Source organism: Variovorax fucosicus (assembly GCF_030316825.1).
GTDB lineage: Bacteria > Pseudomonadota > Gammaproteobacteria > Burkholderiales > Burkholderiaceae_C > Variovorax > Variovorax fucosicus.
The window spans coordinates 83,420-106,746 of sequence record NZ_JASZYU010000002.1; the positions used below are offsets into that span (position 1 = coordinate 83,420).

The 23,327-nt window shown below is 68.1% G+C and carries 30 protein-coding genes; 19 read left to right on the plus strand and 11 right to left on the minus strand.

What is annotated here, in order from left to right; all coding sequences use genetic code 11:
• Positions 1-11: 11 nt before the first annotated feature.
• The 4 genes from QTI05_RS12415 (at position 12) to QTI05_RS12430 (ending at position 2,600) form a co-directional block, all read left to right on the plus strand.
• Positions 12-293: a DUF427 domain-containing protein gene (locus QTI05_RS12415; protein WP_286624758.1), complete on the plus strand. Its 282-nt coding sequence runs from the start codon at positions 12-14 to the stop codon at positions 291-293.
• A gap of 1 nt (position 294) precedes the next feature.
• The gene (locus QTI05_RS12420) at positions 295-1,044 is read left to right on the plus strand and encodes a 2OG-Fe dioxygenase family protein (RefSeq protein WP_444812919.1); all 750 of its coding nucleotides are present in this window, start codon (positions 295-297) and stop codon (positions 1,042-1,044) included.
• Positions 1,045-1,055: 11 nt separating this feature from the next.
• Positions 1,056-2,075, plus strand: a complete 1,020-nt coding sequence (locus QTI05_RS12425; protein ID WP_286624846.1) for a methionine synthase — start codon at positions 1,056-1,058, stop codon at positions 2,073-2,075.
• Positions 2,076-2,162: 87 nt separating this feature from the next.
• The gene (locus QTI05_RS12430; RefSeq protein ID WP_286546916.1) at positions 2,163-2,600 is read left to right on the plus strand and encodes a universal stress protein; all 438 of its coding nucleotides are present in this window, start codon (positions 2,163-2,165) and stop codon (positions 2,598-2,600) included.
• On the opposite strand, the gene QTI05_RS12435 is transcribed toward QTI05_RS12430, so the two are convergent.
• On the minus strand, positions 2,590-3,270 hold the full coding sequence (locus QTI05_RS12435; RefSeq protein ID WP_444812920.1) for an RluA family pseudouridine synthase: 681 nt from the start codon (positions 3,268-3,270) through the stop codon (positions 2,590-2,592). The two genes, QTI05_RS12430 and QTI05_RS12435, sit on opposite strands and share 11 nt — an antisense overlap.
• 108 nt (positions 3,271-3,378) lie before the next feature.
• On the opposite strand from QTI05_RS12435, the gene QTI05_RS12440 reads away from it, so the two are divergent.
• Positions 3,379-4,560 carry an MFS transporter gene (locus QTI05_RS12440; RefSeq protein ID WP_444812921.1) on the plus strand — a complete coding sequence of 394 codons (1,182 nt, stop codon included), beginning with the start codon at positions 3,379-3,381 and terminating at the stop codon, positions 4,558-4,560.
• 328 nt (positions 4,561-4,888) lie between these two features.
• Here QTI05_RS12440 and QTI05_RS12445 read toward each other — a convergent pair whose 3' ends face one another.
• The 3 genes from QTI05_RS12445 to QTI05_RS12455 are packed head-to-tail and all read right to left on the minus strand — an operon-like array spanning position 4,889 to position 5,623.
• Entirely contained in the window at positions 4,889-5,191 is a 303-nt protein-coding gene (locus QTI05_RS12445) for a 2Fe-2S iron-sulfur cluster-binding protein (RefSeq protein ID WP_286624752.1), read from the minus strand.
• On the minus strand, positions 5,188-5,469 hold the full coding sequence (locus QTI05_RS12450; RefSeq protein WP_286546922.1) for a VF530 family protein: 282 nt from the start codon (positions 5,467-5,469) through the stop codon (positions 5,188-5,190). The genes QTI05_RS12445 and QTI05_RS12450 overlap by 4 nt, the downstream gene beginning before the upstream one ends.
• Positions 5,470-5,476: 7 nt before the next feature.
• Positions 5,477-5,623 carry a hypothetical protein gene (locus QTI05_RS12455; RefSeq protein WP_286546924.1) on the minus strand — a complete coding sequence of 49 codons (147 nt, stop codon included), beginning with the start codon at positions 5,621-5,623 and terminating at the stop codon, positions 5,477-5,479.
• A 99-nt stretch (positions 5,624-5,722) separates the two neighbouring features.
• On the opposite strand from QTI05_RS12455, the gene QTI05_RS12460 reads away from it, so the two are divergent.
• Complete coding sequence (locus QTI05_RS12460) at positions 5,723-6,241, plus strand: GNAT family N-acetyltransferase (protein ID WP_286546925.1); 519 nt, start codon at positions 5,723-5,725, stop codon at positions 6,239-6,241.
• Positions 6,241-7,149 carry a DUF808 domain-containing protein gene (locus tag QTI05_RS12465; protein ID WP_286546926.1) on the plus strand — a complete coding sequence of 303 codons (909 nt, stop codon included), beginning with the start codon at positions 6,241-6,243 and terminating at the stop codon, positions 7,147-7,149. Before QTI05_RS12460 ends, QTI05_RS12465 begins: the two co-directional genes overlap by 1 nt.
• A 22-nt stretch (positions 7,150-7,171) precedes the next feature.
• Here the strand turns inward: QTI05_RS12465 and QTI05_RS12470 are convergent, their stop codons facing one another.
• Genes QTI05_RS12470 through QTI05_RS12480 form a run of 3 tightly spaced genes read right to left on the minus strand, consistent with a single transcriptional unit; the run spans position 7,172 to position 10,723 of the window.
• Positions 7,172-7,384, minus strand: coding sequence for a hypothetical protein (locus QTI05_RS12470; protein WP_286546928.1), 213 nt, complete (start codon positions 7,382-7,384; stop codon positions 7,172-7,174).
• Between the two features lie 32 nt (positions 7,385-7,416).
• The gene (locus QTI05_RS12475; RefSeq protein WP_286624751.1) at positions 7,417-9,486 is read right to left on the minus strand and encodes a prolyl oligopeptidase family serine peptidase; all 2,070 of its coding nucleotides are present in this window, start codon (positions 9,484-9,486) and stop codon (positions 7,417-7,419) included.
• Between the two features lie 40 nt (positions 9,487-9,526).
• Positions 9,527-10,723 (minus strand): YncE family protein, encoded by a 1,197-nt coding sequence (locus QTI05_RS12480; RefSeq protein WP_286624750.1) that lies wholly within the window; start codon positions 10,721-10,723, stop codon positions 9,527-9,529.
• A gap of 120 nt (positions 10,724-10,843) precedes the next feature.
• On the opposite strand from QTI05_RS12480, the gene QTI05_RS12485 reads away from it, so the two are divergent.
• Positions 10,844-11,251: a hypothetical protein gene (locus QTI05_RS12485; RefSeq protein WP_286624748.1), complete on the plus strand. Its 408-nt coding sequence runs from the start codon at positions 10,844-10,846 to the stop codon at positions 11,249-11,251.
• Between the two features lie 15 nt (positions 11,252-11,266).
• On the opposite strand, the gene QTI05_RS12490 is transcribed toward QTI05_RS12485, so the two are convergent.
• Positions 11,267-11,872 (minus strand): glutathione S-transferase, encoded by a 606-nt coding sequence (locus QTI05_RS12490; RefSeq protein WP_444812922.1) that lies wholly within the window; start codon positions 11,870-11,872, stop codon positions 11,267-11,269.
• 46 nt (positions 11,873-11,918) lie between these two features.
• Positions 11,919-12,236: a (2Fe-2S) ferredoxin domain-containing protein gene (locus QTI05_RS12495; RefSeq protein ID WP_286624744.1), complete on the minus strand. Its 318-nt coding sequence runs from the start codon at positions 12,234-12,236 to the stop codon at positions 11,919-11,921.
• A gap of 108 nt (positions 12,237-12,344) precedes the next feature.
• Here QTI05_RS12495 and QTI05_RS12500 point away from each other — a divergent pair, with 108 nt between their 5' ends.
• A complete protein-coding gene (locus QTI05_RS12500; RefSeq protein ID WP_286624742.1) occupies positions 12,345-13,007 on the plus strand; it encodes an alpha/beta hydrolase in 663 nt (220 codons plus the stop codon).
• Here the strand turns inward: QTI05_RS12500 and QTI05_RS12505 are convergent.
• Together QTI05_RS12505 and QTI05_RS12510 are read right to left on the minus strand one after the other, a co-directional pair.
• Positions 13,004-13,675 carry an RraA family protein gene (locus QTI05_RS12505; protein ID WP_286624740.1) on the minus strand — a complete coding sequence of 224 codons (672 nt, stop codon included), beginning with the start codon at positions 13,673-13,675 and terminating at the stop codon, positions 13,004-13,006. The genes QTI05_RS12500 and QTI05_RS12505 overlap by 4 nt on opposite strands.
• 34 nt (positions 13,676-13,709) lie before the next feature.
• Positions 13,710-14,918 (minus strand): aspartate transaminase, encoded by a 1,209-nt coding sequence (locus tag QTI05_RS12510; RefSeq protein ID WP_286624738.1) that lies wholly within the window; start codon positions 14,916-14,918, stop codon positions 13,710-13,712.
• Positions 14,919-15,176: 258 nt separating this feature from the next.
• On the opposite strand from QTI05_RS12510, the gene nac reads away from it, so the two are divergent.
• From nac to QTI05_RS12560, 10 genes are all read left to right on the plus strand, one after another.
• A complete protein-coding gene (gene nac / locus QTI05_RS12515) occupies positions 15,177-16,115 on the plus strand; it encodes a nitrogen assimilation transcriptional regulator NAC (protein ID WP_286546947.1) in 939 nt (312 codons plus the stop codon).
• Positions 16,116-16,248: 133 nt separating this feature from the next.
• Positions 16,249-16,677 (plus strand): acetyl-CoA carboxylase biotin carboxyl carrier protein, encoded by a 429-nt coding sequence (locus tag QTI05_RS12520; RefSeq protein WP_286624736.1) that lies wholly within the window; start codon positions 16,249-16,251, stop codon positions 16,675-16,677.
• Between the two features lie 11 nt (positions 16,678-16,688).
• Positions 16,689-18,041: an acetyl-CoA carboxylase biotin carboxylase subunit gene (accC, locus tag QTI05_RS12525; protein WP_286624845.1), complete on the plus strand. Its 1,353-nt coding sequence runs from the start codon at positions 16,689-16,691 to the stop codon at positions 18,039-18,041.
• Entirely contained in the window at positions 18,038-18,706 is a 669-nt protein-coding gene (gene pxpB / locus QTI05_RS12530) for a 5-oxoprolinase subunit PxpB (protein WP_286624734.1), read from the plus strand. The genes accC and pxpB overlap by 4 nt, the downstream gene beginning before the upstream one ends.
• On the plus strand, positions 18,703-19,689 hold the full coding sequence (locus QTI05_RS12535; protein WP_286624732.1) for a 5-oxoprolinase subunit C family protein: 987 nt from the start codon (positions 18,703-18,705) through the stop codon (positions 19,687-19,689). The genes pxpB and QTI05_RS12535 overlap by 4 nt, the downstream gene beginning before the upstream one ends.
• A gap of 1 nt (position 19,690) precedes the next feature.
• Entirely contained in the window at positions 19,691-20,113 is a 423-nt protein-coding gene (locus tag QTI05_RS12540) for an acyl-CoA carboxylase biotin carboxyl carrier protein subunit (protein WP_286624731.1), read from the plus strand.
• A gap of 13 nt (positions 20,114-20,126) precedes the next feature.
• The gene (locus tag QTI05_RS12545; protein WP_286624729.1) at positions 20,127-20,891 is read left to right on the plus strand and encodes a LamB/YcsF family protein; all 765 of its coding nucleotides are present in this window, start codon (positions 20,127-20,129) and stop codon (positions 20,889-20,891) included.
• A 152-nt stretch (positions 20,892-21,043) separates the two neighbouring features.
• A complete protein-coding gene (locus QTI05_RS12550; protein ID WP_286624727.1) occupies positions 21,044-21,796 on the plus strand; it encodes an SDR family oxidoreductase in 753 nt (250 codons plus the stop codon).
• Between the two features lie 15 nt (positions 21,797-21,811).
• The gene (locus QTI05_RS12555; RefSeq protein WP_286624726.1) at positions 21,812-22,513 is read left to right on the plus strand and encodes an amino acid ABC transporter permease; all 702 of its coding nucleotides are present in this window, start codon (positions 21,812-21,814) and stop codon (positions 22,511-22,513) included.
• Between the two features lie 5 nt (positions 22,514-22,518).
• Positions 22,519-23,277 carry an amino acid ABC transporter permease gene (locus QTI05_RS12560; protein WP_286546962.1) on the plus strand — a complete coding sequence of 253 codons (759 nt, stop codon included), beginning with the start codon at positions 22,519-22,521 and terminating at the stop codon, positions 23,275-23,277.
• Positions 23,278-23,327: the final 50 nt, after the last annotated feature.

Genomic DNA, 23,327 nt, shown 5'->3' on the forward strand with positions numbered 1-23,327 from the left:
GGAGAATCCCAATGAAAGCAACCTGGAACGGCGCCATCATCGCCGAGAGCGACGACACCGTCGTGATCGAAGGCAACCACTACTTTCCCATGAGCGCGCTGAACCGTGATCACGTCACCTTCAGCAACCACAAGACCACCTGCCCCTGGAAGGGCTCGGCCAGCTACTACTCGCTGCTGGTCGAAGGCGAACTCAACGCCGATGCCGCCTGGTACTACGCCGACCCGAAGCCCGAGGCCGAAGAGATTCGCGACCGCGTGGCGTTCTGGAAGGGTGTGAAGGTCGCGCCCTGAGCTGGCGATGACCGATTTCGCACCCCGATTCGTCTCCCCCGCCCAACTCGAGACCGCACTGCGCGAAGACGGCTATGCCGTGCTGAGCCCGCAAGGCGTGGCCGACTGGCTCGGCAAGCCGCTGGCGCAACTCGATGCGCTGCATCCCGACTGGAACGGACTGCCGCCCGACGACTACCTGAAAGACGGCGGCCGCTACCGGCAACGGCGCCACGCCTGCTTCACGGTGGACGGCCATGAGCTGCAGCAGGTGCCGCACCGCGCGCACTGGCAGCCGGTGGAATACAACGCGCTGCATGGCGGCATGCAGCGCTGGTTTGCGCCGATGGAGGCGGCCACGGTGGTGCAGCCGGTCTGGCAGCAGCTGATGCGCAGCCTGGCCGAGGCCGCCAGCGCCTTGCGCGGCCCGCAAGCGTGGTTCGTCGAGGCGCACCAGTTCCGCATCGATACCGCGGGCGGCATCGGCCGCCCCACGCCCGAGGGCGCGCACCGCGACGGGGTCGACCTGGTCGCGGTGGCGCTGGTCGGGCGCCACAACGTCAAGGGCGGCGAAACGCGCGTGTTCGAGGCCGCTGGCCGGCGCGGCGAGCGCTTCACCATGACCGAACCCTGGAGCCTGCTGCTGCTCGATGACGCACGCGTGATCCACGAGTCGACGCCGATCCAGCCGCTGGCCGAAGGCGAGGGTGGTTGGCGCGACACGCTGGTCGTGACCTGCCGCGCCCATTCATTCCAGGGAGACGAGACATGAGCATGCGTCCATTGTTCAGTGCCACCATCGCGGGCAGCCTGCCGAAGCCGGCATGGCTTTCGGAAACACAGAAGCTCTGGCCGCAATGGAAAGCCGAAGGCGCCGAGCTGGCGCAGGCCAAGGCCGATGCCACGCTGCTCTGGATCAAGGCGCAGGAGGACGCCGGCCTCGACGTGATCGGCGACGGCGAGCAGTCGCGCCAGCACTTCGTGCACGGCTTCCTGGAGCAGGTCGAAGGCATCGACTTCGATCACAAGGTGAAGATGGGCATCCGCAACAACCGCTACGACGCGATGGTGCCGCAGGTGGTCGCGCCGTTGCGCCTGAAGGGTCGCGTGCACGCGACCGAAGCACAACTGCTGCGCGCTCACACCGACCGCAGGATCAAGTTCACTCTGCCGGGGCCGATGACCATCGTGGACACCGTGGCCGACCGCTTCTACGGCGACCGCGTCAAGATGGCAATGGCGTTCGCCGAACTCCTGAACGAAGAGGCGCTGGCGCTGCAGGCCGACGGCGTCGACATCGTGCAGTTCGACGAGCCGGCCTTCAACGTCTATATGCAGGAGGCGGCCGATTGGGGCGTGCAGGCGCTGGAGCGCGCGGTGCAGGGGCTGACCTGCACGACCGCCGTGCACATCTGCTATGGCTACGGCATCAAGGCCAACACCGACTGGAAGGCCACGCTCGGCGAGGAGTGGCGCCAGTACGAAACCGTGTTCCCCGCGCTCGCGAAAAGCAGCATCGACCAGGTCAGCCTCGAGTGCTATCACTCCCACGTGCCGCCGCACCTGATGGCGCTGCTCGAAGGCAAGGATGTGATGGTCGGCGTGATCGACGTGGCGAGCGACGAGATCGAAACACCCGAGCAGGTGGCCGACACCATCGGCGCCGCACTGCAATACGTATCGCGCGAACGCCTGTTACCCTGCACCAACTGCGGCCTTGCGCCGATGGATCGCGACATTGCATTGCGCAAGCTGCAGGCGCTCGCGCAAGGCGCGGCGCTGGCCCGTGAGCGATACGCCTGACTCGCGTCCTACAACCGGTTACGCACCCGCGCGGTACATTGGGGCATTGGCCCGACTGCGGCTCAACTTTGGTGAAGGAGGCCCGTCATGTTCAATCACATCATGGTTCCGATCGACGGTTCCGAGACTTCGATGGTGGCGGTCAGCAAGGCCAGCGGACTGGCCCTGGCGTTCGGCAGCCGCATCACGCTGATCCATGTGATCGACAACTACCCCTTCATCGGCGTCGGCGCGGACTATGCGCTGGGCCAGAACGAATACCTGGCCGCCGCAACCAGCAGCGCCAATGCAGCACTCGCACGCGGCGTGGCGGCGCTGGCAGCTGAAGGGCTGCACAGCGACCAGCGCGTGATCGACGGCCACGTGGTGCATGAAGGCATCGTCGACACCGCCGACGCGATCGGTGCCGACCTGATCGTGATGGGCTCGCACGGCCGCTCCGGCATCGAGAAGCTGCTGCTCGGCAGCGTGACGCAGCGCGTGCTGCAGGACGCGACGATGCCGGTGCTGGTGGTCAAGGGCTGATCCTGGAAGCGGCCGGCCCAACCGTCAAGCGCCAAGAGAACGGTGCCTCGCTCACAAAGCGCATGCCCTGCAACGTTGCCGGATGCGTGAAAGCCAGCACGGTGGCATGCAGCATCAACCGCGGAGCACAGGCCTGCACCGCCTCGCTCGCATACAGCGCATCGCCGAGGATCGCGTGGCCGATCGACGCCAGATGCACGCGCAACTGATGGGAGCGGCCGGTCAGCGGCTCCAGCAGCACATGGGTCGCCTGCTGTTGCGTTAGTTGCCGCAGCGCGCGCCAGCGGGTCTGGCTCGGCTTGCCGGCGGCATCGATCTTCTGCAGCGGCCGGCGCGGCCAGTCTGCGATGAGCGGCGCGTCGATCAGGGCCCATTCATCCGACAGCGGCATCAACCCGTCGACCACGGCCTCGTAACGCTTCTCCACCTGCCGCGCGGCGAACGCGTCCCCGAGCGCGCGCTGCGTTGCAAGGTTGCGCGCCATCAATACCAGCCCGCTGGTGGCCATGTCGAGCCGGTGCACGACCAGCGCATCGGGCCAGCGTTGCTGCGCCCGCGCGCTCAGGCAGTCCTGCTTGTCCGCGCCGCGGCCGGGTACGCAAAGAAGGCCGGCAGGCTTCTCGAGCACCAGCAGGTCGGGGTCTTCGTGGATTGCGTGCAGGGGGGCCATCATCGGAGGCTCAGTTTAGGTCGGCGGGTCTGCGCTATCCTCGATGCGATGCCCGCTTCTGCTGCCGCCGCCCCCGGCTTTTCCGACCTCACGCGCGAGCGGCCCTTCATGCAGATGTGGATGGCGCGCCTGTTCGGCACGGCCGGCAGCCAGATGCTGATGGTGGCGATCGGCTGGCACATGTACGACCTCACGGGCAGTGCCTGGGATCTGGGCCTGGTCGGGCTCTACCAGTTCGTGCCGGCACTGCTGCTCGCGCTCTATGCGGGCCACATCGTCGACCGGCACCATCGCGGCCGCATCGTGGCGGTCTGCTTTCTCGTGCAGGCACTGGTCGCACTGGTGCTGCTTGCCGCCGGCTATGCGCAGCGCGATTCGCGGGCGCTGCTGCTGGGCCTGTCGCTGGTGCTGGGCGCGGTGCGCGCGTTCCAGATGCCGGCGCAACAGGCGCTCACGCCGATGCTGGTGCCGCCGCTGATGCTGCCCCGCGCCATGGCCTTCAGCTCGGCCGGCTCGCAGGGCGCGATCATTGCCGGGCCGGCCATCGGCGGGCTGCTGTTCGTGGCCGGCATCGGCGTGGTCTACGCGGCCAGCATGCTGCTCTTCGTGACCGGCGGCGTGCTGGTGGCCCGGCTGCGCTATGCCCATGCGCCGCCGCCCCGGGCACCCGTCACGCTGCAGACGCTGTTCGCCGGCGTGGACTTCATCTGGCGCCGCAAGACGGTGCTGGGTGCCGTGTCGCTCGACCTGTTCGCGGTGCTGCTGGGTGGCGCCGTCGCGTTGCTGCCGATCTATGCCAAGGACATCCTGCACACCGGCCCGTGGGGCCTGGGCCTGCTGCGCAGCGCGCCGGCGGTGGGCGCGCTGGTGATGTCGATCGTGCTCACGCGCCGCCCGATCGAACGTCATGTGGGCCGCACGCTGTTGGTGGCGGTGGCTGCCTTCGGGCTGTGCATGGTGGTGTTCGGTTTGTCGCGAAGTTTCCTCGTGTCGCTGGTCGTGCTGGCGGTCTCGGGCGGTGCCGACATGGTCAACGTCGTGATCCGCCAGACCTTGGTGCAACTCGAAACCCCGGACGAGATGCGCGGCCGGGTGAGCGCGGTCAACTCGATCTTCATCGGGGCCAGCAATCAGCTCGGCGAGTTCGAATCCGGTGCTACTGCGGCATTGCTTGGGCCGGTTGGCTCCGTGGTGGCGGGTGGGGTCGGCACGGTGCTGGTGGCGGTGGCCTGGTTCAGGCTCTTTCCGTCGCTGGCGCAGCGTGACCGGATCGTCGGTCAGAAGAGCTGAGCGCTGCGGCTTCAGGGCGGGATCAGGGCGGCGGGGCACGCTGCTCCGCGAATGTCCCCCGGCATCGGCCTTCGGCCGATGCCTCCTCCTTTATTTCGCTGCGCAGCGTGCCCCACCGCCCTGATCCTGGAAGCGGCGTGACCGGTTCGCGCCGAATAAACAGAGCGTGCCCCGGGCCGCTGGTGGTGGGTGGCCCCTGCAGCGAAATAAAGGAGGAGGGCGAAGCCCGGGGGACATTCGCGGAAGGGGCCACCCGCCGCCAGCGGCCCACCCTGAAACGCGCCCCAAACTGCGCCCCGAAATCGAAACCGGATCCGAACCGGAACCTTCAGCTCAGCGCATAAGCAAACGGCACGTCGAGCAACACGTCACTGACCGGCTCGGCCACACAGGGCAGGATCCAGCCCTCGGCCTTTTCGTCGGCACTGACCCCGGGCCAGTCGATCTGATAGCGCACGCTGCCGCTCACAAGCTGGCAGAGGCAGGTACGGCAGGTGCCGTTGCGGCAACTTGTCGGAAGTTCGATGCCGGCGCGCAGGCCCGCCTGCAGCAGCGTCTCACCGGGCGCGGCCTCGAAGGTGTAGCCCAACGGCTCGATGCGCACCGACAGCGGCGCGGCCGCTTCAGTCACACATCACCCGGCTCCGTGAGCCGGTTGCGCCGCTGGTCGCGCAGCATGAAGAGATAGAGACTCTCGACCTTCTCGCGCGCCCAAGGCGTCTTGCGCAGAAACTTGAGGCTGGACGAGATGCTGGGGTCGCTGGTGAAGCAGCGCAGCGCGATGCGTTCGCCCAGGCCGGCCCAGCCGTAGTACGCCACCAGCGCCGTGACGATGGCCTCCAGCGTCAACCCGTGCAGGGGATTGCGTGCCTGGCTCGGCACGGCTCCCGGAGCAGCGGGCGCGCTCAACGCAAGCTCACTTGTTCTTGAGCTTGCCACGCGGAATGACCGCCGTCGTCACGGTCGGACGGATCAACTCGCCGCCGGCGATCGGCTTGGGGGGCGAAGTGTCCTTCTTGGGCTTCTTGGCTTCCTTGTTGGTTTTCTGCTGACCTTTGGCCATGGTGAACTCCGAGTGAATGCAGGGGTTTGCGAACTGCGCAGTTTAGCGGCGCGGCGACAATACGCCCCCGATTCCGTCTGTTGTTGATTCAAGCCTGCCATGTCCGATTACCAAGTCCGCCCCGCCGAAATGAGCGACTCGCGCGCCGTCGCCGAAGTCCACGCCGCTGCCGCCCGTGCCGCCTACGAGGGCCTACTGCCCGAAGACCAGTTGCGCGCGCTCGCGCCCAGCACCCGTGAAGCGAAATGGCGCGAAGCCATCGAGTTCAGCGAGCCGCAGGTTCATGTGGCCGAGCTCGACGGCGAAATCGTCGGCTTCGTCGGCTTCGACCGCTCGCGCGACCCCAAGACGCCGTCCACCACGGGCGAGATCTGGGCCATCTACGTCAAGCCCGAGCACTGGGACAAGGGCGTGGGCGTTGCGCTCTGGGATGCCGCACGCGATGGCCTCGAAGAAGAGGGTTGCACCGTCGTCACGATCTGGGTGCCGCTGCGCAACGACCGCGCGCTGCGCTTCCACGAGCTGGCTGGCTTCAAGCGCGAGATGAAAACCGCCAAGACCTCGATGCTGGGCGATGTGAAGATCGAGGAAGTGCGCCTCAAGCGCAGCGTCGCCTGATGGCGGCCAGCCTTTTCCTGCTGCTGGACGACATCGCCACGGTACTGGACGACGTCTCCATCCTCACCAAGGTCGCCGCCAAGAAAACCGCCGGCGTGCTGGGCGACGATCTGGCGCTCAACGCGCAGCAGGTGTCAGGCGTCAAGGCCGACCGCGAGCTGCCCGTGGTGTGGGCGGTGGCAAAGGGCTCATTCGTCAACAAGGCGATCCTGGTGCCGGCCGCGCTGCTGATCGGCACCTTTCTGCCCTGGGCCGTGACGCCGCTGCTGATGGTCGGCGGTGCGTTCCTGTGCTTCGAGGGCGTCGAAAAGCTCGCTCACAAGTTCCTGCACAAGGACGAGCACGATGCCGAGGTCAGGCAGCACGTCGCCGCCGTTGCCGATCCGACGGTCGACGTGGTGGCGGTCGAAAAGGAGAAGGTCAAGGGTGCGATCCGCACCGACTTCATCCTCTCGGCCGAAATCATCGTGATCACGCTCGGCACCGTGGCCGGGCAACCCTTCGGCACCAAGGTGGCGGTGCTGACCGGCATCGCACTCATCATGACGATCGGCGTCTATGGCCTGGTCGCCGGCATCGTCAAGCTCGACGACGCGGGCCTGTGGCTGAGCCGGCGCGCGAGCGCGGCACAGCAGGCGCTGGGCCGCGGCATCCTGGCGTTCGCACCCTGGCTCATGAAGGCGCTGTCGGTGGCCGGCACGGCCGCCATGTTCCTGGTCGGCGGCCAGATCCTGGTGCACGGCGTGCCGGCCTTCGGCCATGCGGTCGAAGCCTGGGCCGCAGGCGTCGGCGGGCTGTTCGGCACGCTGGGCTCGATGGGGATCGACGCCGTCGTCGGCATCGCGGCGGGCGCCGTGGTGCTGGGCGCGGTCGAGCTGGTGAAGAAGGTGCTGAAGAAGAAGGGCTGAGCCCGCTTCGAACCGCGCGCGTTCAGCGCCGCTTTGCGCGCTTGACCAGATCGACCACCACCAGCGCCACGCCCAGCACGATGCCGAACCAGCCGGCGAGCTGCGCGCCGCCGACCATCTCGCGGTAACCCGGCGATTGCAGAAAGTAAGGCGCGAGCAGCACCGCGGCGCCGATGACGATGCAGGCGATGCCGCGCACCAGCATCTGCGAGCTGTTGGAAAAAAGTTGGGCCATGGGCCGACCTTTTAGCAGATGCGATAGAAGCTTCACGCCCAGCCGATCGACCGCCGCAGGAAACCGTACCCCAGCGCCGTGAACGCCGCGCGCTCGGCGTTGTTCTTGCCGTAGGCGTGGCCACCGGCATCGAGCTCGTAGAGCCAGGCCGGCTGGCCGATCGCCTGCAACTTGGCCGTCATCTTGCGTGCATGGGCCGGGTGCACGCGGTCGTCGCGGCGGTTGCTGGCCAGCAGGATCGGCGGATAGCTGCGGCCCGGCTCGGCGCAGTGGTAGGCCGACAGGTGCTGCAGAAAGGCCCAGTCGTCCGCGATGTCGGGGTCGCCGTATTCGGCCACCCAGCTCGGACCGGCCAGCAGCTTCGTGTAGCGCCGCATGTCGACCAGCGGAATGGTGCAGAACAACGCGCCGAAACGGTCGGGGTAGCGCGTCAGCATGTTGGTGACGAGCAGGCCGCCGTTGGAGCCGCCCTCGGCCGCGATCCGCTTGGGCACGGTGACGCCGCGGCGCACCAGGTCGGCCGCCACGGCCGCGAAGTCGTCGTGCGACTGGCGCTTGCCGGCGCGCCGGCCGGCTTCTTCCCAGGCCGGGCCGAACTCGCCGCCGCCGCGGATCTGCGCCACCACGGAGACGCCGCCGCGCTCGAGCCAGAGCTTGCCGATCGACGCGTTGTAGCCGGGCAGCATCGAAATGCCGAAGCCGCCGTAGCCGTAGAGGTGCACCGGCGCGTCGCCGGCCGCGCCCGCAGGCCCGGTCTGGACGTAGGGGATGGCAACGCCGTCTGACGAGATCGCCTCGTGCCGGGTGACCACCAGCCCGCGGGTGTCGAAGCGCTCGGGTGCGCGCTGCAGCAGTTGTGGGCTGGCAGCCCCGGCGGGCAGCAAATACAGCGACTCGGGCGTGAGGGGGCCCTGGCACATCGCCAGTGCATCGCCGTTCGATTCCTCTTCGCAGGCGTCCAGCGGCCAGAGGTAGGCGGTGCCGCTGTCGGGCAGCCCGGCAACGGATGTGCGGTCCCAACTGCCGGGCGCAGGCGTCCAGCGCTCGAACACGGGCCGCAGGTTGTCGAGGATGGACAGCAGCAGTTGCCCGCCCGTCCAGTAGAAGCCCTGCACCGCGCGCCGCGCGGCCGGCTCGAACAGCGGCGTCAGCGCGCGGCTGCCGCCCAGGAAGGCGTCTAGCCCGATGCCGAGCACGCAGCCGCCGCGCCAGCAGGCGCCGTCCACCGTCCAGTCGCTGCGCAAGCGCAGCACCAGCCAGTCTTCGTAGATCTCGACCAGCGCATCGGTCGGCACCTCGATGCGTGTGCGAGGGCCCCGGCGGTCGCCCATCCATATGACGACGTTCTGGAAGTCCTCGCGGGCGACGAACCAGACGCGTTCCCGCGCGCCCGTGCGCCCGGCCTGTGCACCGGCGGCCATGTGCGCGGCTGCCGTTTCGAACAGCACCGGGGCCTGCGCCGGGTCGGTGCCGCGCCGCCAGAGCCGCACCGTGCGTGCGTAGCCCGAACGCGTGGCGTGGCCGTCGCCGAGCGGCGAACTCAGCAGCAGGGTGTCGCGGTCGAGCCAGTCGATCGCGCTCTTGGAGGCCGGCAGTGCAAACGCCTGGTCGCCGCTGACAAAGGCGCGTGCCGGGATGTCGAACTCGCGCAGCACCACGGCATCGCCGCCGCCGCGCGACAGACGCAGCATGGCGCGGTCGTGCGTGCGCGGCAGCGTGCCGGCACCCGCCCAGACCCAATCCTCACTCTCGGCGATGGCCAGCGCGTCGAGGTCGAGCAGCACCTCCCACCGGGGCGCGCCGGCGACCAGCCGCTCCAGCGTGGTGGTGCGCCAGAGGCCGCGCGGATGCGCCGCGTCCTTCCAGAAGTTGAACAGCAGCCCGCCGCGCCGCGTGACCATCGGAATGTTGTCGTCGCGGTCGTAGATGGCGGCCAGCGCGTCGCGGTCGCGTTCGAAGGCGGCGTCCCCGAATGCCGCCAAGGTGCGCGCGGTCTGCGCATCGGCCCAGGCTGCGGTGGCCGGGTCGTCGATCTGCTCCAGCCACAGATGCGGGTCTTCGTCAGGGGAATGCAGCGTGGGGGTGTCGGCAGGAAAGCGCATTTTTGGCCCAGTGAATTTGCAAAGGCACAGTTCTGACGCGTCAGTGCGTCACCCGCCCCCGCATCGATGCGGGGTGCCCCTGCAAGGCGAACGACTTGCCGGTGGACACCAGCGCGTCGCCGTCCAGGCGCAGGATCGTAATGTCCTGGTCGATGAAGTTGCCGACATAGAGGTACTTGCCGTCGGCACTCCACACCGCGCCTTCGGGCAGGCCGCGCACTTCGACCTCGTTGCCGCGCGTGACCTTCTTGCCATCGATCCTGAGCAGCACCACCGAGCCGTTGCGGTTGTAGAAGAACGCGCTCTTCGCCGCGTTGCTGCCGCGCAGCAGCACCGCCACGGCATGCCTGCCGGTCGGGCTCACGGCCAGGCCTTCGGGACCGTCGCCGACCACCACCTTGTCGACCACGCGCGGTGGATTGGCTTCGAGGTCGATCACGCTCACTGTGTCGACCTGGCCGTCGGCTGCCCCTGAGTTGCCGTTGTCGGCGGTCAGGGCGAGCTTGCCATCTGGCGTCACGTCCACGTTGTACGGCCAGAGCCCCGCGGCCAAGTCGACCTTGTTGTAGGTGACCTTCTCGCCGTTGACGTCGAGCAGCGCGATCTTGTGGTTGGGAAACTTGGCCGCCAGCGCGCGCTTGCCGTCGGGCGTAAAGCGCACATGCGCCACCGATTCGCCGATGGCCACCGTGTCGATCAGCGTCACCTGCTTGCCCGCGATGCGCAGCACGCTGATGGAGTTGTCGGCGCGGTTGGCCACCAGCGCCAGGTTGCCGGCCTTGTTGATGGACAGGCCCGAAGGCTGCTTGCCGATGCGCAGCGTGTCGACCAGCCTGGGCGGCGTGGTGGTGAGGTCGATGACGAAGAGACGGTCGTCCGGCACCTGCCTGCGCACGCCGTTTTCTTCCACCACGTTGACCGAGTTGGCCACCAGCGCCAGCGTTTCGCCGGGCGTGATCGCGAGGTTGGTCGGCGGCCCTGCGATCGTGTTCGGCAGCTCGAGCGAGCCAACCGACTTGGGCGCGAGCGGATCGGTGCCGATGTCGAGGATCTGCACCGTATCCTTGCCCGGCGCACCGAGGATGACCTTGCCGGTGTCGTCCCAGGCCTGCTTCTCGTCGTTGGCCACGATCATCAGCTCGCGCTGTGGTGGCGTTCGCTGGCCCATGCCGGTGCAGGCGGTGGCGAGTACGGCAAATGTCAGGGCCGCGAGCGGGCCGAATCGATGAGGCTGCATGGGTGGTCTCCTCGGCGCCGGTGTTGAAAGAAGGGTGAGGCGCCAGCCGCATCGTAGCGATAGCCCGGGGCGGCGGCGACCTGTTGGACAATGCCGGGCATGCCACCGAGCCGAGACCCCATGAACCGAACCGCCTGTCGAACTGCCTCCCGCGTTGCGTTGTCGATTGCCGCCGCACTGGCGGGCCATGCCACTGCGCAGCCCACAGCCGCCGACCAGTTTCCCGCCGCGGCCACGTCCTTTCTGGGTGCGGAACTGCCGCAGATGGAGGCGGCCGTGGCTGCCCGCGATCGCGACTACTTCGAAGCGGCGATGGGGCGAACGCTGGAGTTTTCGGAAAACTGGGGCTTCAAGACGCGCGCGAACCCTGCGCTGGCACGCTATGCCAGCTGCACCGAGGCGGTGAGCGACTTCGCGATCGTCGGGTTGTGCCGGCTGATGCCAAAAGGCGAAGTGTGCGAGCCGGGCCTGGCGCCGCGCTTCGACGCCAATCTCCAGCGCTGCCGCGACCTCGCAGCCAAGCCCTGATTTCCGGCGCGGTGCTCAGGCCGGCGGAAACGCGACGCCGGCTTCACCGGATTTCCACGCCGGGTACTTGTGGGTGGCGCTCACCCACACCGCCGATTCCACCAACGCGCCGAGCCAGGCGCGCAGCGCGGGCCAGGGCTGCAGCTCGAACCAGCCGATGTCGGTCTGCGCGAACTGGCGCACGAACGGCGCGATCGCCATGTCGGCAAGCGCAGGGCGGTTGCCGAACAGGTGACTCGTGCGCGCCAGGCGCTCGTTCAGGTCTTCCAGAAAGTGGGCACCGTTCAGACGATGCGCTGCAGCGTCGGCGCCTTCGAAGCGGTTCGGGTACTTGTAGCGGTCGAGCTGCTGCTTGAAATCGCCATCGCATGCGGCGATGAGCGCCAGCATGTCGTCGACGCTGCCGCGCTCGGGCTGCATCCAGCGCGCGGGGTCACGCCGCAGCAAGGTCCAGCGCATGATGTCAAGGCTCTGGTCGATCACCGTGCCGTCCACATCGACCAGCACCGGCACCGTGCCCTTGGGCGACGCGGCCAGCAACTCGGGCGGCTTGTCGCGCAGCAGCACTTCGCGCAACTCGCAGCGCTGGCCGCTCACCACCAGCGCGAAGCGCGCCCGCATGGCGTAGGGGCAGCGGCGAAAGGAGTAGAGAACCGGGTCGGCCACGCTATCGGAAGGATGTCGTCAGGTGGGACGCGAAGGCGGAAACATCGGCTTCGTTGTGGACTTCGGCCGCCAGCGGGGGCGCGTTCGCGCCGATGGCCACCAGCGCCATCGCCTTTTTCGGACAGAGGCCGAGGCAGGACGACTCGACCACGCGCAGCTTGAAGCGCGTGTCGCCGAGCTGGTGCTTGAGTTCCTTGCGGACTTCCCGTGCGCGCAGCTTTTTTGGACCGCTGCTGCGTTCCTCGCAATCGCCGCAGACCAGCACGACGCCCGAGAACTTGACGGAAACCAGCGGGGCTGTGTCGGAAGGGTGGGACATGGCCCAAGTGTGGCACCGTGGCGCGCGTGGCATCGTCAGCCGGCACGCCGGCACTGCGCGGTCAAAATCGGGCATCCTCCGACCACTTTTCAACAAGGCCCAGTGTCCATGTCACTCGCTCCCATCGAAATCGAAACCGGCCCGAACCCGACCGCTTCGGTCATCCTCATGCACGGCCTCGGCGCCGACGGCAACGACTTCGTGCCGATCTGCAACGAGCTCGATCTCGGCGCCATCGGCCCGGTGCGCTTCGTGTTCCCCAATGCGCCGGTGATGCCGGTCAGCATCAACAACGGCTATCCGATGCCGGCCTGGTACGACATCTATGGTGCCGACCTGGTCAAGCGCGAGGACGAGGCCGGCCTGCGGCGCTCGATGGCCGCCATCGAAGGACTGATCGCCGCCGAGAAGGCGCGTGGCGTTCCCGCGAATCGCATCGTCGTCGCCGGTTTCTCGCAGGGCTGCGCGATGGCGCTGCTGACCGGGTTGCGCCATGCCGAACGGCTGGCCGGCATCGTCGCGCTCTCGGGCTACCTGCCGCTGGCCGCCAGTACCGCCGCCGAACGCAGCGAGGCGAACCGCGATGTGCCGATCTTCATGGGCCATGGCCAGCGCGACGGCGTCGTGGTGATCGCCCGCGCCACCGCCTCGCGCGATGCGCTCACCGCGCTCGGCTATGCGGTCGACTGGCACATGTACCCGATGGAGCACTCGGTGTGCATGGAGGAGATCGCCGAACTCGGAAAGTGGCTGCAGCGCGTGCTGGTTTAGTTCGGGCAGCGGGCCTCGAGCGCGTCGATGAAGGATCGATCCCATCGACCTTCCTTCATGGCCCGTATCGTCTCGGCTTCGGTCTCCAGGTGGGCGCGTGCCTGCTTGATCAGCAGTTCGGCCTCGTCCGGCGAGAACGCCATCAGGCCATCCTGGTCGCCGACCACGATGTCGCCCGGGTTGACCACCATGCCACCGACGGACACCGGCACGTTGATCTCGCCCGGGCCGTCCTTGTACGGGCCGCGATGGGTGACGCCGCGCGCGTAGACCGGAAACTCGCGAGCCCGGATTTCGGCCACGTCGCGGATCGCCCCGTCGACCACCACGCCCACGACCCCGATGTGGGCGGCGTAGAAAGACAGGATGCCGCCGACCACCGCGTTGTTGAGAATGCCGCCGGCATCGATCACCAGCACGTCGCCGGGGCGGCAGAACTCGAGGGCGCGCAGATACGTGAGGTTGTCACCGCCACGCGAGCGCGCCGTGACGGCCGTGCCAGCCATGGTTGCCGTGACGGGGAGGTGGTAGGGCTGCAGGCCCGTGGTGCCGATGTTGCGATGCATGTTGTCGCTCAGCGCGGCAACAGGCAGCTCGCGCAGTGCGGCCAGGATCTTCGGGTCGACCGGCGCGGCCGAGGGGTTCTTGCGGATGGCTTTGTAGGGCATGGGTTGTCCTTGGTGGAGGCGATGGTTCGTGCGCTCAGCGCAGCTCGGCCACGGCACGCGCGATCCGCGCGCAGCCTTCTTCGAGGTTTTCGATCGAGGTGGCGATCGAGAGGCGGAAGTAGGGCGAGAGGCCGTAGGCGGTGCCCGCGACGGTGGCCACACCGGCGTTTTCCAGCAGGTACATCACCACGTCGCCGTCTTCATCCATGCGCTTGCCCGCGGGCGTGGTCTTGCCGATCAGGCCGGCGCAGCGGATGTAGAGGTAGAAGGCGCCAGGTGGCGTGGCACAGGCGAGACCCGGGATCGCATTGATGAGTGCGAGCGTGCGGTCGCGCCGCTGCTTGTAGACCACCACGCTCTCGGCCACGAAGCTCTGGTCGCCGTTGAGCGCGGCGGCGGCGGCGGCCTGGCTGATCGAACAGCAGTTGCCGGCGGACTGCGAGAGCAGGGTGTCCATGGCCGTGATCAGGTCCGAAGGCCCTGCCGCGTAGCCGATGCGCCAGCCGGTCATGGCATAGGTCTTGGAGACGCCGTTCACGACCAGCGTTCGCTCGCGCAGGGCGGGCGCGACCGCCAGGATGTGCGGCGTGGGCTGGCCGTCGAAGCGGATGTGTTCGTAGATGTCGTCCGTCATCACCATCACATGCGGATGCCGCTTCAGCACCTCTGCCAGCGCCCGGTATTCGTCGGCCGTGTAGCTCGCGCCCGTGGGATTGCTCGGCGAGTTGATCAGCAGCCAGCGCGTGCGCGGCGTGATGGCGGCCTCCAGCTGGGCCGGCGCGAGCTTGAAGCCATTGGCCTCGGGGCAGGCAACGATGACGGGTGCGCCCTCGCAGGCGAGCACCATGTCGGGGTAGGACACCCAGTAGGGCGCGGGGATGATGACCTCGTCGCCCGGCTCCAGCGTGATGGCGAAGGCGTTGTAGATCGCGCTCTTGGCGCCACTGGTGGCGATGATCTCGTTCATCGCGTACGTCAAGCCGTTCTCCCGCTGCAGCTTGGCGACGATGGCCTGGCGCAGCTCGACCGTGCCGGCCATCAGCGTGTAGCGCGTTGCGCCCTTGTCCATTGCTTCGGCGGCGGCGCGCCGGATGTGCGCCGGGGTGTCGAAGTCGGGTTCGCCCACGACCAGGTTGACGATCGATTTGCCCTGCCGGCGCAACTCGTTGGCACGGTCCGCGGCGGAGGTGCTGGGTGAAGGCTTGATGCGCCGTACGCGGGCGGCGATGCGGGAGGGGGTCACGGATCTTCCTTGGACTGCTGCTGGATGCACGAAGCGCAACGGTACGCACATCACGCCGCCTCGGCCAAGACGAGATCGCTCTGGTTCGATAGGGAGAGCTTATGGTGGCGCGCCAGCTCTGCTCGTTGGGACGGGCTTGGTGGGTGTTCGACGGCAAAGGGAGCAACCAGCACCGCCCGCCACCGCCCCCCCGGACACATCGCATCTAGGCGCCCCAGTAGCCCAGTGCTAGGCTCGCCTTTTGCATGGAGACAAGGCGTGAACCTCCGACGCCTCAAATATTTCGTGAAGATCGTCGATATCGGCAGCCTGACGCAGGCCGCCGAGGTGCTCTTCATTGCGCAGCCCGCGCTGAGCCAGCAGCTCGCCACGCTCGAAGGCGAGGTGCGCCAGCAATTGCTGGTGCGCACCAAGCGCGGCGTGACGCCCACTGAAGCCGGCAAGGTGCTGTACCGGCACGCCCAGATCATCTTGCGCCAGTGCGAGCAGGCCCGCGTGGACATGGAAGCGGCTGGCGAAGGCCTGTCGGGCCAGGTGTCAGTCGGGCTGGCGCCGGGCACTGCGGCCTCCGCACTGTCGCTGCCGCTGCTGCGCACCGTGCGTGCCCGGCATCCCGGCATCCTGCTCTACCTGAACGAGAACTACGGCACGACGCTCAGCGAACTCATCATGAATGGGCGCATGGACCTGGCCGTGCTCTATGGCGACAAGGCCATCCACGGCCTGTCCTTCCTGCCCCTGCTCAACGAGCCGCTCTACCTGGTCGGGCCGGCCACCACGCCACCGCCGGCCGAGCCGGTGAGGCTCGTTGACCTGCGCGAGATCGAGCTGCTGCTGCCGCGTCCCTACAACGTGGTGCGCAAGCTGGTCGATGCGGCCTTCGTGCGGGCCGGCATGGTGCCGCGCGTGGTGGCGGAGATCGAATCGGCCTTCACCCTGACCGCCGCGATCGCCGACGGATTGGGCTCCACCATCCTGCCGGCTTCGATGGCGCGCGAAGTGGTGGCGGCCTGCGGCGCATGGCAGTTCGCCATCGTCGATCCGGTGATCGAGGCGCCGCTCGCACTGTGCCAGTCGGACCACCTGCCCCTGTCCGAGCCGGCGCAGGCGGTGAAAAGCATCCTGCTCGAGCTGGTCGTCGACCTGGCCGGAGCGGTTCCGTCGACACCCGCGCCCGAGTTGACCGCGTTGTCATAAGCCGCCCTTATCGCGGCACAGCCAATCCGTCTTGGGCTTTGGCGCCCAGGGCCGTTACCTTTCATGCCTGCCGTCACGTGTTCTCCGAATGCGTCGGCCACCAGGATGTTCTGTCGCCAAAGACGGGCCCGGCATGAATCAGGATCAAATCAAGACGCTCATCGACGCCCTGGCCGCGTCGGATCTGTCCGAGCTGGAATACAGCGAGAACGGCTGTTCGCTCCGACTGGTCAGGCATTCCGCGTTGGCCGCGACGCCGGTTCGGCGCGAAACGGCCATGGCGAACGTGGCGTCCGCGCCGCAGGCGCCCCAGCCTGAAACGCCCGGCCCCGCAGTGTGCCGGGCCCCGCTGTACGGCGTGGTTCATCTGCAGCCCCGGCCCGGCGACCCGCCCTACGTGCAGGCCGGCCAGGCCGTGACGGCCGGCCAGACGCTGTGCGTGATCGAGGCCATGAAGGTGTTCAACGAAGTGCGTGCCGAGCGCGACGCCACGGTGCAGGCGGTGCTGGTCGATTCGGGGCAGGAGGTCGAAGCCGACCAGCCGCTGTTCCGCCTCGAGTGAGATCGATGGCCATGTTCGATACCGTCCTGATCGCCAACCGAGGGGAAATTGCACTGCGCATCCAGCGTGCGTGCCGCGGCCTCGCCATCAAGACCGTCGTGGTTCATTCCGAGGCCGACCGCGACGCGAGCTATGTGGCGCAGGCCGACCAGGCGCTGTGCATCGGCCCGGCGGCGTCGAAGCAAAGCTACCTCGACCAGTCTGCGATCCTGTTCGCCGCCGAGGTCAGTGGTGCCCAGGCCATCCATCCGGGCTACGGTTTTCTCTCGGAGAACGCGGGCTTCGCTGAACGGGTCGAGCGCGCCGGCCTGGTTTTCGTCGGCCCGAGCGCGGCCTGCATCCGCACCATGGGCGACAAGGTGGCGGCCAAGCGCGCGATGCGCCAAGCCGGCGTGCCCTGCGTGCCCGGGCCGGACGAAGGGCTGCCGGAAGACGCGGCCGCGATCCAGGCCCTGGCGCGCGAAGTCGGCTATCCGGTGATCGTCAAGGCCGCCGGCGGTGGCGGCGGCCGCGGCATGCGGGTGGTGCACGACGAGCATGCGCTGCTCGACGCGATGGCGCTGACGTGCGAGGAAGCGCTCCACGCCTTCGGCAACCCCGAGGTCTACATCGAAAAATTCCTGCTGCATCCGCGGCATGTCGAGATCCAGGTGCTGGCCGACAGCCACGGCAACGCGGTCTGGCTCGGCAGCCGGGACTGCTCGCTGCAACGCCGCCACCAGAAGGTGATCGAGGAGGCGCCCGCGCCGGGCATCGACGAGGCGTTGATCGCGGAGGTCGGCGAGCGCTGCGCTGCCGCGTGCCGGCAGATCGGCTACTGCGGCGTCGGCACCTTCGAGTTCCTGTACGAGCGAGGTGCGTTCTACTTCATCGAGATGAACACCCGCCTGCAGGTGGAGCATCCGGTGACCGAGATGACGACCGGCATCGACATCGTGCAGCAGCAGTTGCGCGTGGCGCGCGGGGAGCGGCTGGCGTTCGGGCAGGCCGACGTGCGCTGCCACGGCCATGCGATCGAATGCCGCATCAATGCCGAGCACCCCGTCACCTTCGCGCCCTCGCCGGGGCAGATCACCGGCTGGCAGGTACCCGGCGGCTTCGGTGTGCGCGTGGACTCCCACGCCAGCGCCGGCTACCGTGTGCCGCCGTACTACGACTCGATGATCGCCAAGCTCATCGTGCAGGGCAGCACGCGCACGGATGCGCTCGACCGCATGCGCATCGCGCTGGCCGAGATGCGGGTCGAGGGCATCTCGACGAACCTGCAACTGCACCGCGAGATCCTGGCCGACGAAGGCTTTGCCAACGGCGGCGTCGACATCCACCACCTGGAGCGCTGGTTGCAGCAGCGCGGCGCAGCATGATGGCGCTCCTCCCATCCGTGAGCCTGCTTGGAACCACGGCGCTGCTGTTCGAGGCGCCCGGCGAGCTCGCGCTTTCATCGCAGCAGCGGATCTGGGCGCTGGCGCGCGAGACCCAGGGCTGGCCCGAGGTGTGCGAAGCCGTGCCGGGCATGAACAACCTCATGCTGACCTTTACGCAGCCGCCGCGCACCACGCAGGCGCTGGATGCGCTGGAGGCGCGCCTGTACGTGGCTTGGGACGCAGCGGTTGCGCTGCCGCTCGAAGGACGCGTGGTCGAGCTCCCGGTGGTCTACGGCGGCGAGGGCGGGCCGCACATGGCCGACGTGGTGTCGCACACCGGGCTCAGCGTGGAAGAGATCGTCGCGCTGCACAGCGGGCCGACCTATCCGGTGTATGCGCTGGGCAGCCATCCCGGCTATTGCTATCTGGGCGGCATGGACCCGCGCATCGCGACGCCGCGCCGCAAGGTGCCGGTGCTCAGCATTCCGGGCGGCGCTGTGTCGATCGGCGGCGCGCAGACGGGTGTTTCGGCGTCGGCCGGGCCCAGCGGCTGGAACACGATCGGAACCACGTCGATGTCCTTCTTCGATCCCGCGCAAGATCCGCCTGCGCTGCTGCAGCCGGGCGACATGATCCGTTTCAGGGTCGAAAGGGTCGTCCGATGATCGAAGTCCTTTCGTCCTCCGCGCTCGCCACGGTGCAGGATCCGGGGCGCACCGGCAGTTTGCGCTGGGGCGTCGGCACGTCGGGCGCCATGGACAAGCTGGCGCTGGCGGCCGGCAACCTGATGCTGGGCAACGATGCCGATGCGGCGGCCATCGAAGTGCCGGTCTTTCCGTTCAAGCTGCGCTTCGGCGAAGACTGTGCGTTCGCGCTGACCGGTGCCGATTGCGCGGCGCGGCTGGACGCGCAGCCCCTGATGCCCTGGTGGGCGCACCAGGCGCGCGCCGGCCAGGTGCTGACGCTGGGCCTGCCGCAAGGTGGTGCGCAGCGCGGCAGCCGCGCCATGGTGTGCCTGGCCGGAGGGGTGGATGTGCCGGTGGTGCTGGGCTCGCGCAGCACCCAGCTGCGCGGCGCTTTCGGTGGCCATGAGGGGCGTGCGCTGCGCCGGGGCGACGTGCTGCGGGCCGCCGGTGCCGGCCGGGCCTGCGCGACCGGCTTCGGCCTCGTCCCACCTGCGCTGACCCTGCCGCTTCAGGTGGACGGCGTGCCGGCTGTCCGGGTGCTGCCGGCGGCCGAGTACCAGGGGTTCGAAGAGGCCTCGCGCGCCGCGTTCTGGGCTGGCGAATGGAAGATCACCGCGCAGAGCGATCGCTACGGCTATCGGCTGGCGGGAGAGGCGCTGCGACCGCTCGCAGCGATGGAAATGCGCTCGCACGGCATCGTGCCCGGCGTGATCCAGGTGCCCCACAGCGGGCAGCCCATCATCCAGATGCGCGACGCCCAGCCCTCGGGTGGCTACCCCAAGTTCGGCACCGTGATCGAGGCCGATCTCTGGCGCCTCGGCCAGGCGCCGATCGGCAGCCGCATCCGCTTCGTCGAAACCAGCTGGGACGAAGCCGTCGCTGCGCTGGACGAGGTGCAGGCCTGGCTCGACAAGGTGGGGCGGCTGGTCGAACTGCATCGCAGTGCGCCGCGCAAGAACTGACATGAAGACCGCCGATCAACTCCAGCAACTCGCGGCATGGCTGGCCGACACCGATATCGGCCTGCTTGAACTGCGCACGCCCGAAGGGATGGTGCGGCTGGGACGCAGCCGCGCGCCGTCCCGGGCGATCGTGCAGCTCGATGCGGACGACGATGGCAGCGCGCCGGCACCAGCGGCGGACACTGCAACGGCCGTCGCATCAAGCGCGGGCGTGTTCCTGCACGGCCACCCCATGCACCTCGTGCCCCTGGCGCGCGTCGGCGAGCGTGTGGTGGCGGGGCAGCCCGTGGGCCTGCTGCAGATCGGGCCGCTGCTGCTGCCGGTGGCCGCGCCGCTGGCCGGCGTGATTGCGGCGGTGTGCGTGGCGGCCGGCTGCACCGTGGGCTACGGCACCGCGCTGGTCGAATTGCAGCCGTTTGGATGAGGAGGACAGCAGCATGGACATCGATCTGAACGCAGACCTGGGCGAGGGCTTCGGCCCGTGGCGCATGGGCGAGGACGAGGCGCTGCTGGAGCTCGTCTCCTCCGCCAACGTGGCGTGCGGTTTCCATGCCGGCGACCCGGTCATCATGGATCGAACGGTGCGAATGGCGCAGGCCAGAGGCGTGGATGTGGGCGCCCATGTGGGTTTTCCCGATCTGCAGGGGTTCGGACGCCGCCAGATGCAGATCGACACCGGGGAACTCGTCACCTACGTCACCTACCAGCTCGGCGCGCTGGCCGGTATCGCACGCACGGCCGGCCACCGCATGACGCACATGAGCTTTCACGGGGCGCTGGGCAACATGGCGGCGGCCGATGCGGCGCTGGCGGGGCCGCTGGTGCGCGCGGTCGCGGACTTCGACCGCGGGCTGATCATCAGTTCCTCGGCCAGCCGCGCCATCGAGGATGCGGCCGAACGCTGCGGGCTGCGCGTGGCCACCACCTTCCTGGCCGACCGCGCCTGCGACGGCGAAGGCCTGCTGATACCGCGCAAGCTGCCCGGCGCCGTCATCCACGATCGCGACACCGTTCTGGCGCGTGTGCGCCAGTTGCTGGAGGAGGGCACCGTGAGCACGTACGACGGCAAGACGATTCCGATGAAGGTGCATTCCATCCTGCTGCACGGCGATACGCCGGGTGCGGTGGCGCTGGCCCTTGCAGTGCGCGGCGTGGTGGAGGAGGCCGGCCGGATCGTGCCCATTTCCAGGCAGCTCGCATGAAGGCCGGAACGGCACGCACTTGGTGCTAACCCTGAGTCGCATGCACGAAGCCGGGGCGACATAAGGGCGGCTTATCTCTCCACAGCCAATCCGTCTTGGCGCCAAGGCGTCTCGCTCGATACAGTGAATTTTCCTTAACGAAAGAGGCAAAGATGCCGTTCTCCGACTACAAGACCGCGCTGGTGACAGGTGCCTCCTCGGGCATCGGTGCCGCGGTCGTCGAGCGCTTCTGCAAGGAAGGCCTGCAGGTTCATGCACTCGCGCGCAGCGCCGACAAGCTGGCCGAGCTGGCCGCGCGCACGGGCTGCATCCCGCACGCCATCGACGTCAGCGACATCGAAGGCATCACCCGCCTGACGCAGGAAATTCCGTTCGACGTGCTGGTGAACAACGCCGGTGTCGACCGGCCGGGCTCCATCCTCAAGGCCGACGCCGAAGGCATCGACCTGCTGGTGGACGTGAACCTGCGCGCAGTGCTGCATCTGTGCCGGCTGGTCGTCCCCGGCATGGCGGCGCGCGACCGCGGCCATGTGATCAACATCAGCTCGATCGCCGCGGCCTACAACTTTGGCGGCAACAGCACCTACCACGCGACCAAGGCGGCCGTGAGCATGCTGTCGCGCCAGTTGCGCATCGATGTCTTCGGCAAGCGCGTGCGGGTGACCGAAATCTGCCCGGGGCGCGTCGCCACCGACATCTTCGCCCACGTGCACGGCGACTCCGAAGAGACCTACAAGCGCTTCGTCGAGGGCTACGAACTGCCGCAGGCCGAAGACATCGCGAATGCCATCGCCTTCGCCGTTGCCGCCCCGGTCGCGGTGAATGTGGGCCACATGGAAATCACGCCGACGCTGCAGGTGCCTGGCGGGCTGTCCACCACGCGGCCGGAAGCGCCGCAGGCCTGACCAGAGGAACGGGCCGTGAAAGACTTCGACTTGATGGCCGTCCTGCTGAAGCCGGAGTTCGGCGCCATGCTGCTGCACGGGCTCGAGATGACGCTGAAGATCGCGGCCGGCTCCTGGCTGCTTGCGATGTCCATGGCCCTCGTGCTGCTGGTCGTGCGGCTGACATCCAACCGCATCGCCGAGCGCGTGGTCGCGGCCTATGTTTCGTACCACCGCAACGTGCCGACACTGGTGCAGTTGATGCTCTGGTATTTCGGCATCTTCAGCCTGCTGCCCGAGATGCTGCAGAACTGGCTGTCAGAGCACAACGCGGAGGCGCTCCTTTCGATCGTCGCGCTCGGGCTCTGCCAGGCCGCCTACTTCAGCGAAGACATGCGCTCGGGCCTGCGCTCCATTCCGGGCGGACAGGCCGAGGCGGCACGCGCCCTCGGCCACAGCTACATCGGGTCGATGCGCCACGTGCTGCTGCCGCAGGCCGTGCGCAACGCAGTGCCGGCGCTCGTCAACCACAGCGTGTCGCTGTTCAAGAACAGCAGCCTGGCGATGGCCATCGGCGTTGCCGAACTGACGCACGCGGTCAAGGAAGTGGAAAGCCAGAGCTTTCGCGCGTTCGAGGCCTACAGCGTGGCGACGGTGCTTTATCTGGTCTTCTCGTTGCTCATCATGGCCGCAGGCGCCTGGCTGGCCCGGCGCTACCGCATCGCCGAGGCGAGGTAAGCACCATGTTCAGCGTCTTCGAGATTCTTCGCGACAACTGGCTGCTGCTGCTGGTCGGCCAGTACCCCAGCGGCCCGCTGGGCGGCATCGTCGCCACGCTGATCCTGTCGGTGCTGGGCATCGTGCTGGCGTTCCCGTTGTCGGTGCTGCTGGCGCTGTGCCGGCTGTCGCCCTGGCGGCTGCTGCGCTGGCCGGCGACGGTGCTGGTCTACGTGGTGCGCGGCGTGCCGCTGCTGATGGTGATCCTGTGGGTCTACTTCCTCGTGCCGCTGGTCATCGGGCGCGAGGTGTCGGGCTTCACCACCATGCTGTGCACGCTGGTGATCTACGAAGGCGCCTACCTGTCGGAGGTGGTGCGCGCCGGCATCCTGGCGCTGCCCAAGGGGCAGACCGAAGCGGCACGCGCGCTTGGCCACAGCCATCTCGGCACGATGTGGTTCGTGATCCTGCCGCAGGCGCTCTACAACATGCTGCCGAGCATGCTGAGCCAGTTCATCTCCACCATCAAGGAGACGACGCTCGGCTACGTGATCAACGTGCAGGAGCTCACCTTTGCCGCGAACCAGATCAACAACCAGCTGCTGACCAAGCCGTTCCAGGTGTTCTTCATCCTGGCGATGACCTACTACGTCGTCTGCTTCAGCCTGACGCAGCTGGCGCAATGGCTGGAGCGGCGGATTGCCCACAAGCGGCTGGGCGTCACGCTGACCGCCCTGCCCGAGGCTGGCGCGTCGTTGCCGCCCCAGGTGGCCCCGAACCCGTAAGGCCGCGCAAGACGGCCATCGAAAACAGAAGGAGACAGAACCATGACCCC

Excerpts from the sequence above, each read along its gene's own strand:
- QTI05_RS12415 (WP_286624758.1), top strand. The coding sequence starts at position 12 with ATGAAAGCAACCTGGAACGGCGCCATCATCGCCGAGAGCGACGACACC.
- QTI05_RS12430 (WP_286546916.1), top strand. The coding sequence starts at position 2,163 with ATGTTCAATCACATCATGGTTCCGATCGACGGTTCCGAGACTTCGATG.
- QTI05_RS12435 (WP_444812920.1), bottom strand. The coding sequence starts at position 3,270 with ATGGCCCCCCTGCACGCAATCCACGAAGACCCCGACCTGCTGGTGCTC.
- QTI05_RS12440 (WP_444812921.1), top strand. The coding sequence starts at position 3,379 with ATGCAGATGTGGATGGCGCGCCTGTTCGGCACGGCCGGCAGCCAGATG.
- QTI05_RS12455 (WP_286546924.1), bottom strand. The coding sequence starts at position 5,623 with ATGGCCAAAGGTCAGCAGAAAACCAACAAGGAAGCCAAGAAGCCCAAG.
- QTI05_RS12460 (WP_286546925.1), top strand. The coding sequence starts at position 5,723 with ATGTCCGATTACCAAGTCCGCCCCGCCGAAATGAGCGACTCGCGCGCC.
- QTI05_RS12465 (WP_286546926.1), top strand. The coding sequence starts at position 6,241 with ATGGCGGCCAGCCTTTTCCTGCTGCTGGACGACATCGCCACGGTACTG.
- QTI05_RS12470 (WP_286546928.1), bottom strand. The coding sequence starts at position 7,384 with ATGGCCCAACTTTTTTCCAACAGCTCGCAGATGCTGGTGCGCGGCATC.
- QTI05_RS12475 (WP_286624751.1), bottom strand. The coding sequence starts at position 9,486 with ATGCGCTTTCCTGCCGACACCCCCACGCTGCATTCCCCTGACGAAGAC.
- QTI05_RS12480 (WP_286624750.1), bottom strand. The coding sequence starts at position 10,723 with ATGCAGCCTCATCGATTCGGCCCGCTCGCGGCCCTGACATTTGCCGTA.
- QTI05_RS12485 (WP_286624748.1), top strand. The coding sequence starts at position 10,844 with ATGAACCGAACCGCCTGTCGAACTGCCTCCCGCGTTGCGTTGTCGATT.
- QTI05_RS12490 (WP_444812922.1), bottom strand. The coding sequence starts at position 11,872 with ATGCGGGCGCGCTTCGCGCTGGTGGTGAGCGGCCAGCGCTGCGAGTTG.
- QTI05_RS12495 (WP_286624744.1), bottom strand. The coding sequence starts at position 12,236 with ATGTCCCACCCTTCCGACACAGCCCCGCTGGTTTCCGTCAAGTTCTCG.
- QTI05_RS12500 (WP_286624742.1), top strand. The coding sequence starts at position 12,345 with ATGTCACTCGCTCCCATCGAAATCGAAACCGGCCCGAACCCGACCGCT.
- QTI05_RS12505 (WP_286624740.1), bottom strand. The coding sequence starts at position 13,675 with ATGCCCTACAAAGCCATCCGCAAGAACCCCTCGGCCGCGCCGGTCGAC.
- QTI05_RS12520 (WP_286624736.1), top strand. The coding sequence starts at position 16,249 with ATGAATCAGGATCAAATCAAGACGCTCATCGACGCCCTGGCCGCGTCG.
- accC (WP_286624845.1), top strand. The coding sequence starts at position 16,689 with ATGTTCGATACCGTCCTGATCGCCAACCGAGGGGAAATTGCACTGCGC.
- pxpB (WP_286624734.1), top strand. The coding sequence starts at position 18,038 with ATGATGGCGCTCCTCCCATCCGTGAGCCTGCTTGGAACCACGGCGCTG.
- QTI05_RS12535 (WP_286624732.1), top strand. The coding sequence starts at position 18,703 with ATGATCGAAGTCCTTTCGTCCTCCGCGCTCGCCACGGTGCAGGATCCG.
- QTI05_RS12540 (WP_286624731.1), top strand. The coding sequence starts at position 19,691 with ATGAAGACCGCCGATCAACTCCAGCAACTCGCGGCATGGCTGGCCGAC.
- QTI05_RS12545 (WP_286624729.1), top strand. The coding sequence starts at position 20,127 with ATGGACATCGATCTGAACGCAGACCTGGGCGAGGGCTTCGGCCCGTGG.
- QTI05_RS12550 (WP_286624727.1), top strand. The coding sequence starts at position 21,044 with ATGCCGTTCTCCGACTACAAGACCGCGCTGGTGACAGGTGCCTCCTCG.
- QTI05_RS12560 (WP_286546962.1), top strand. The coding sequence starts at position 22,519 with ATGTTCAGCGTCTTCGAGATTCTTCGCGACAACTGGCTGCTGCTGCTG.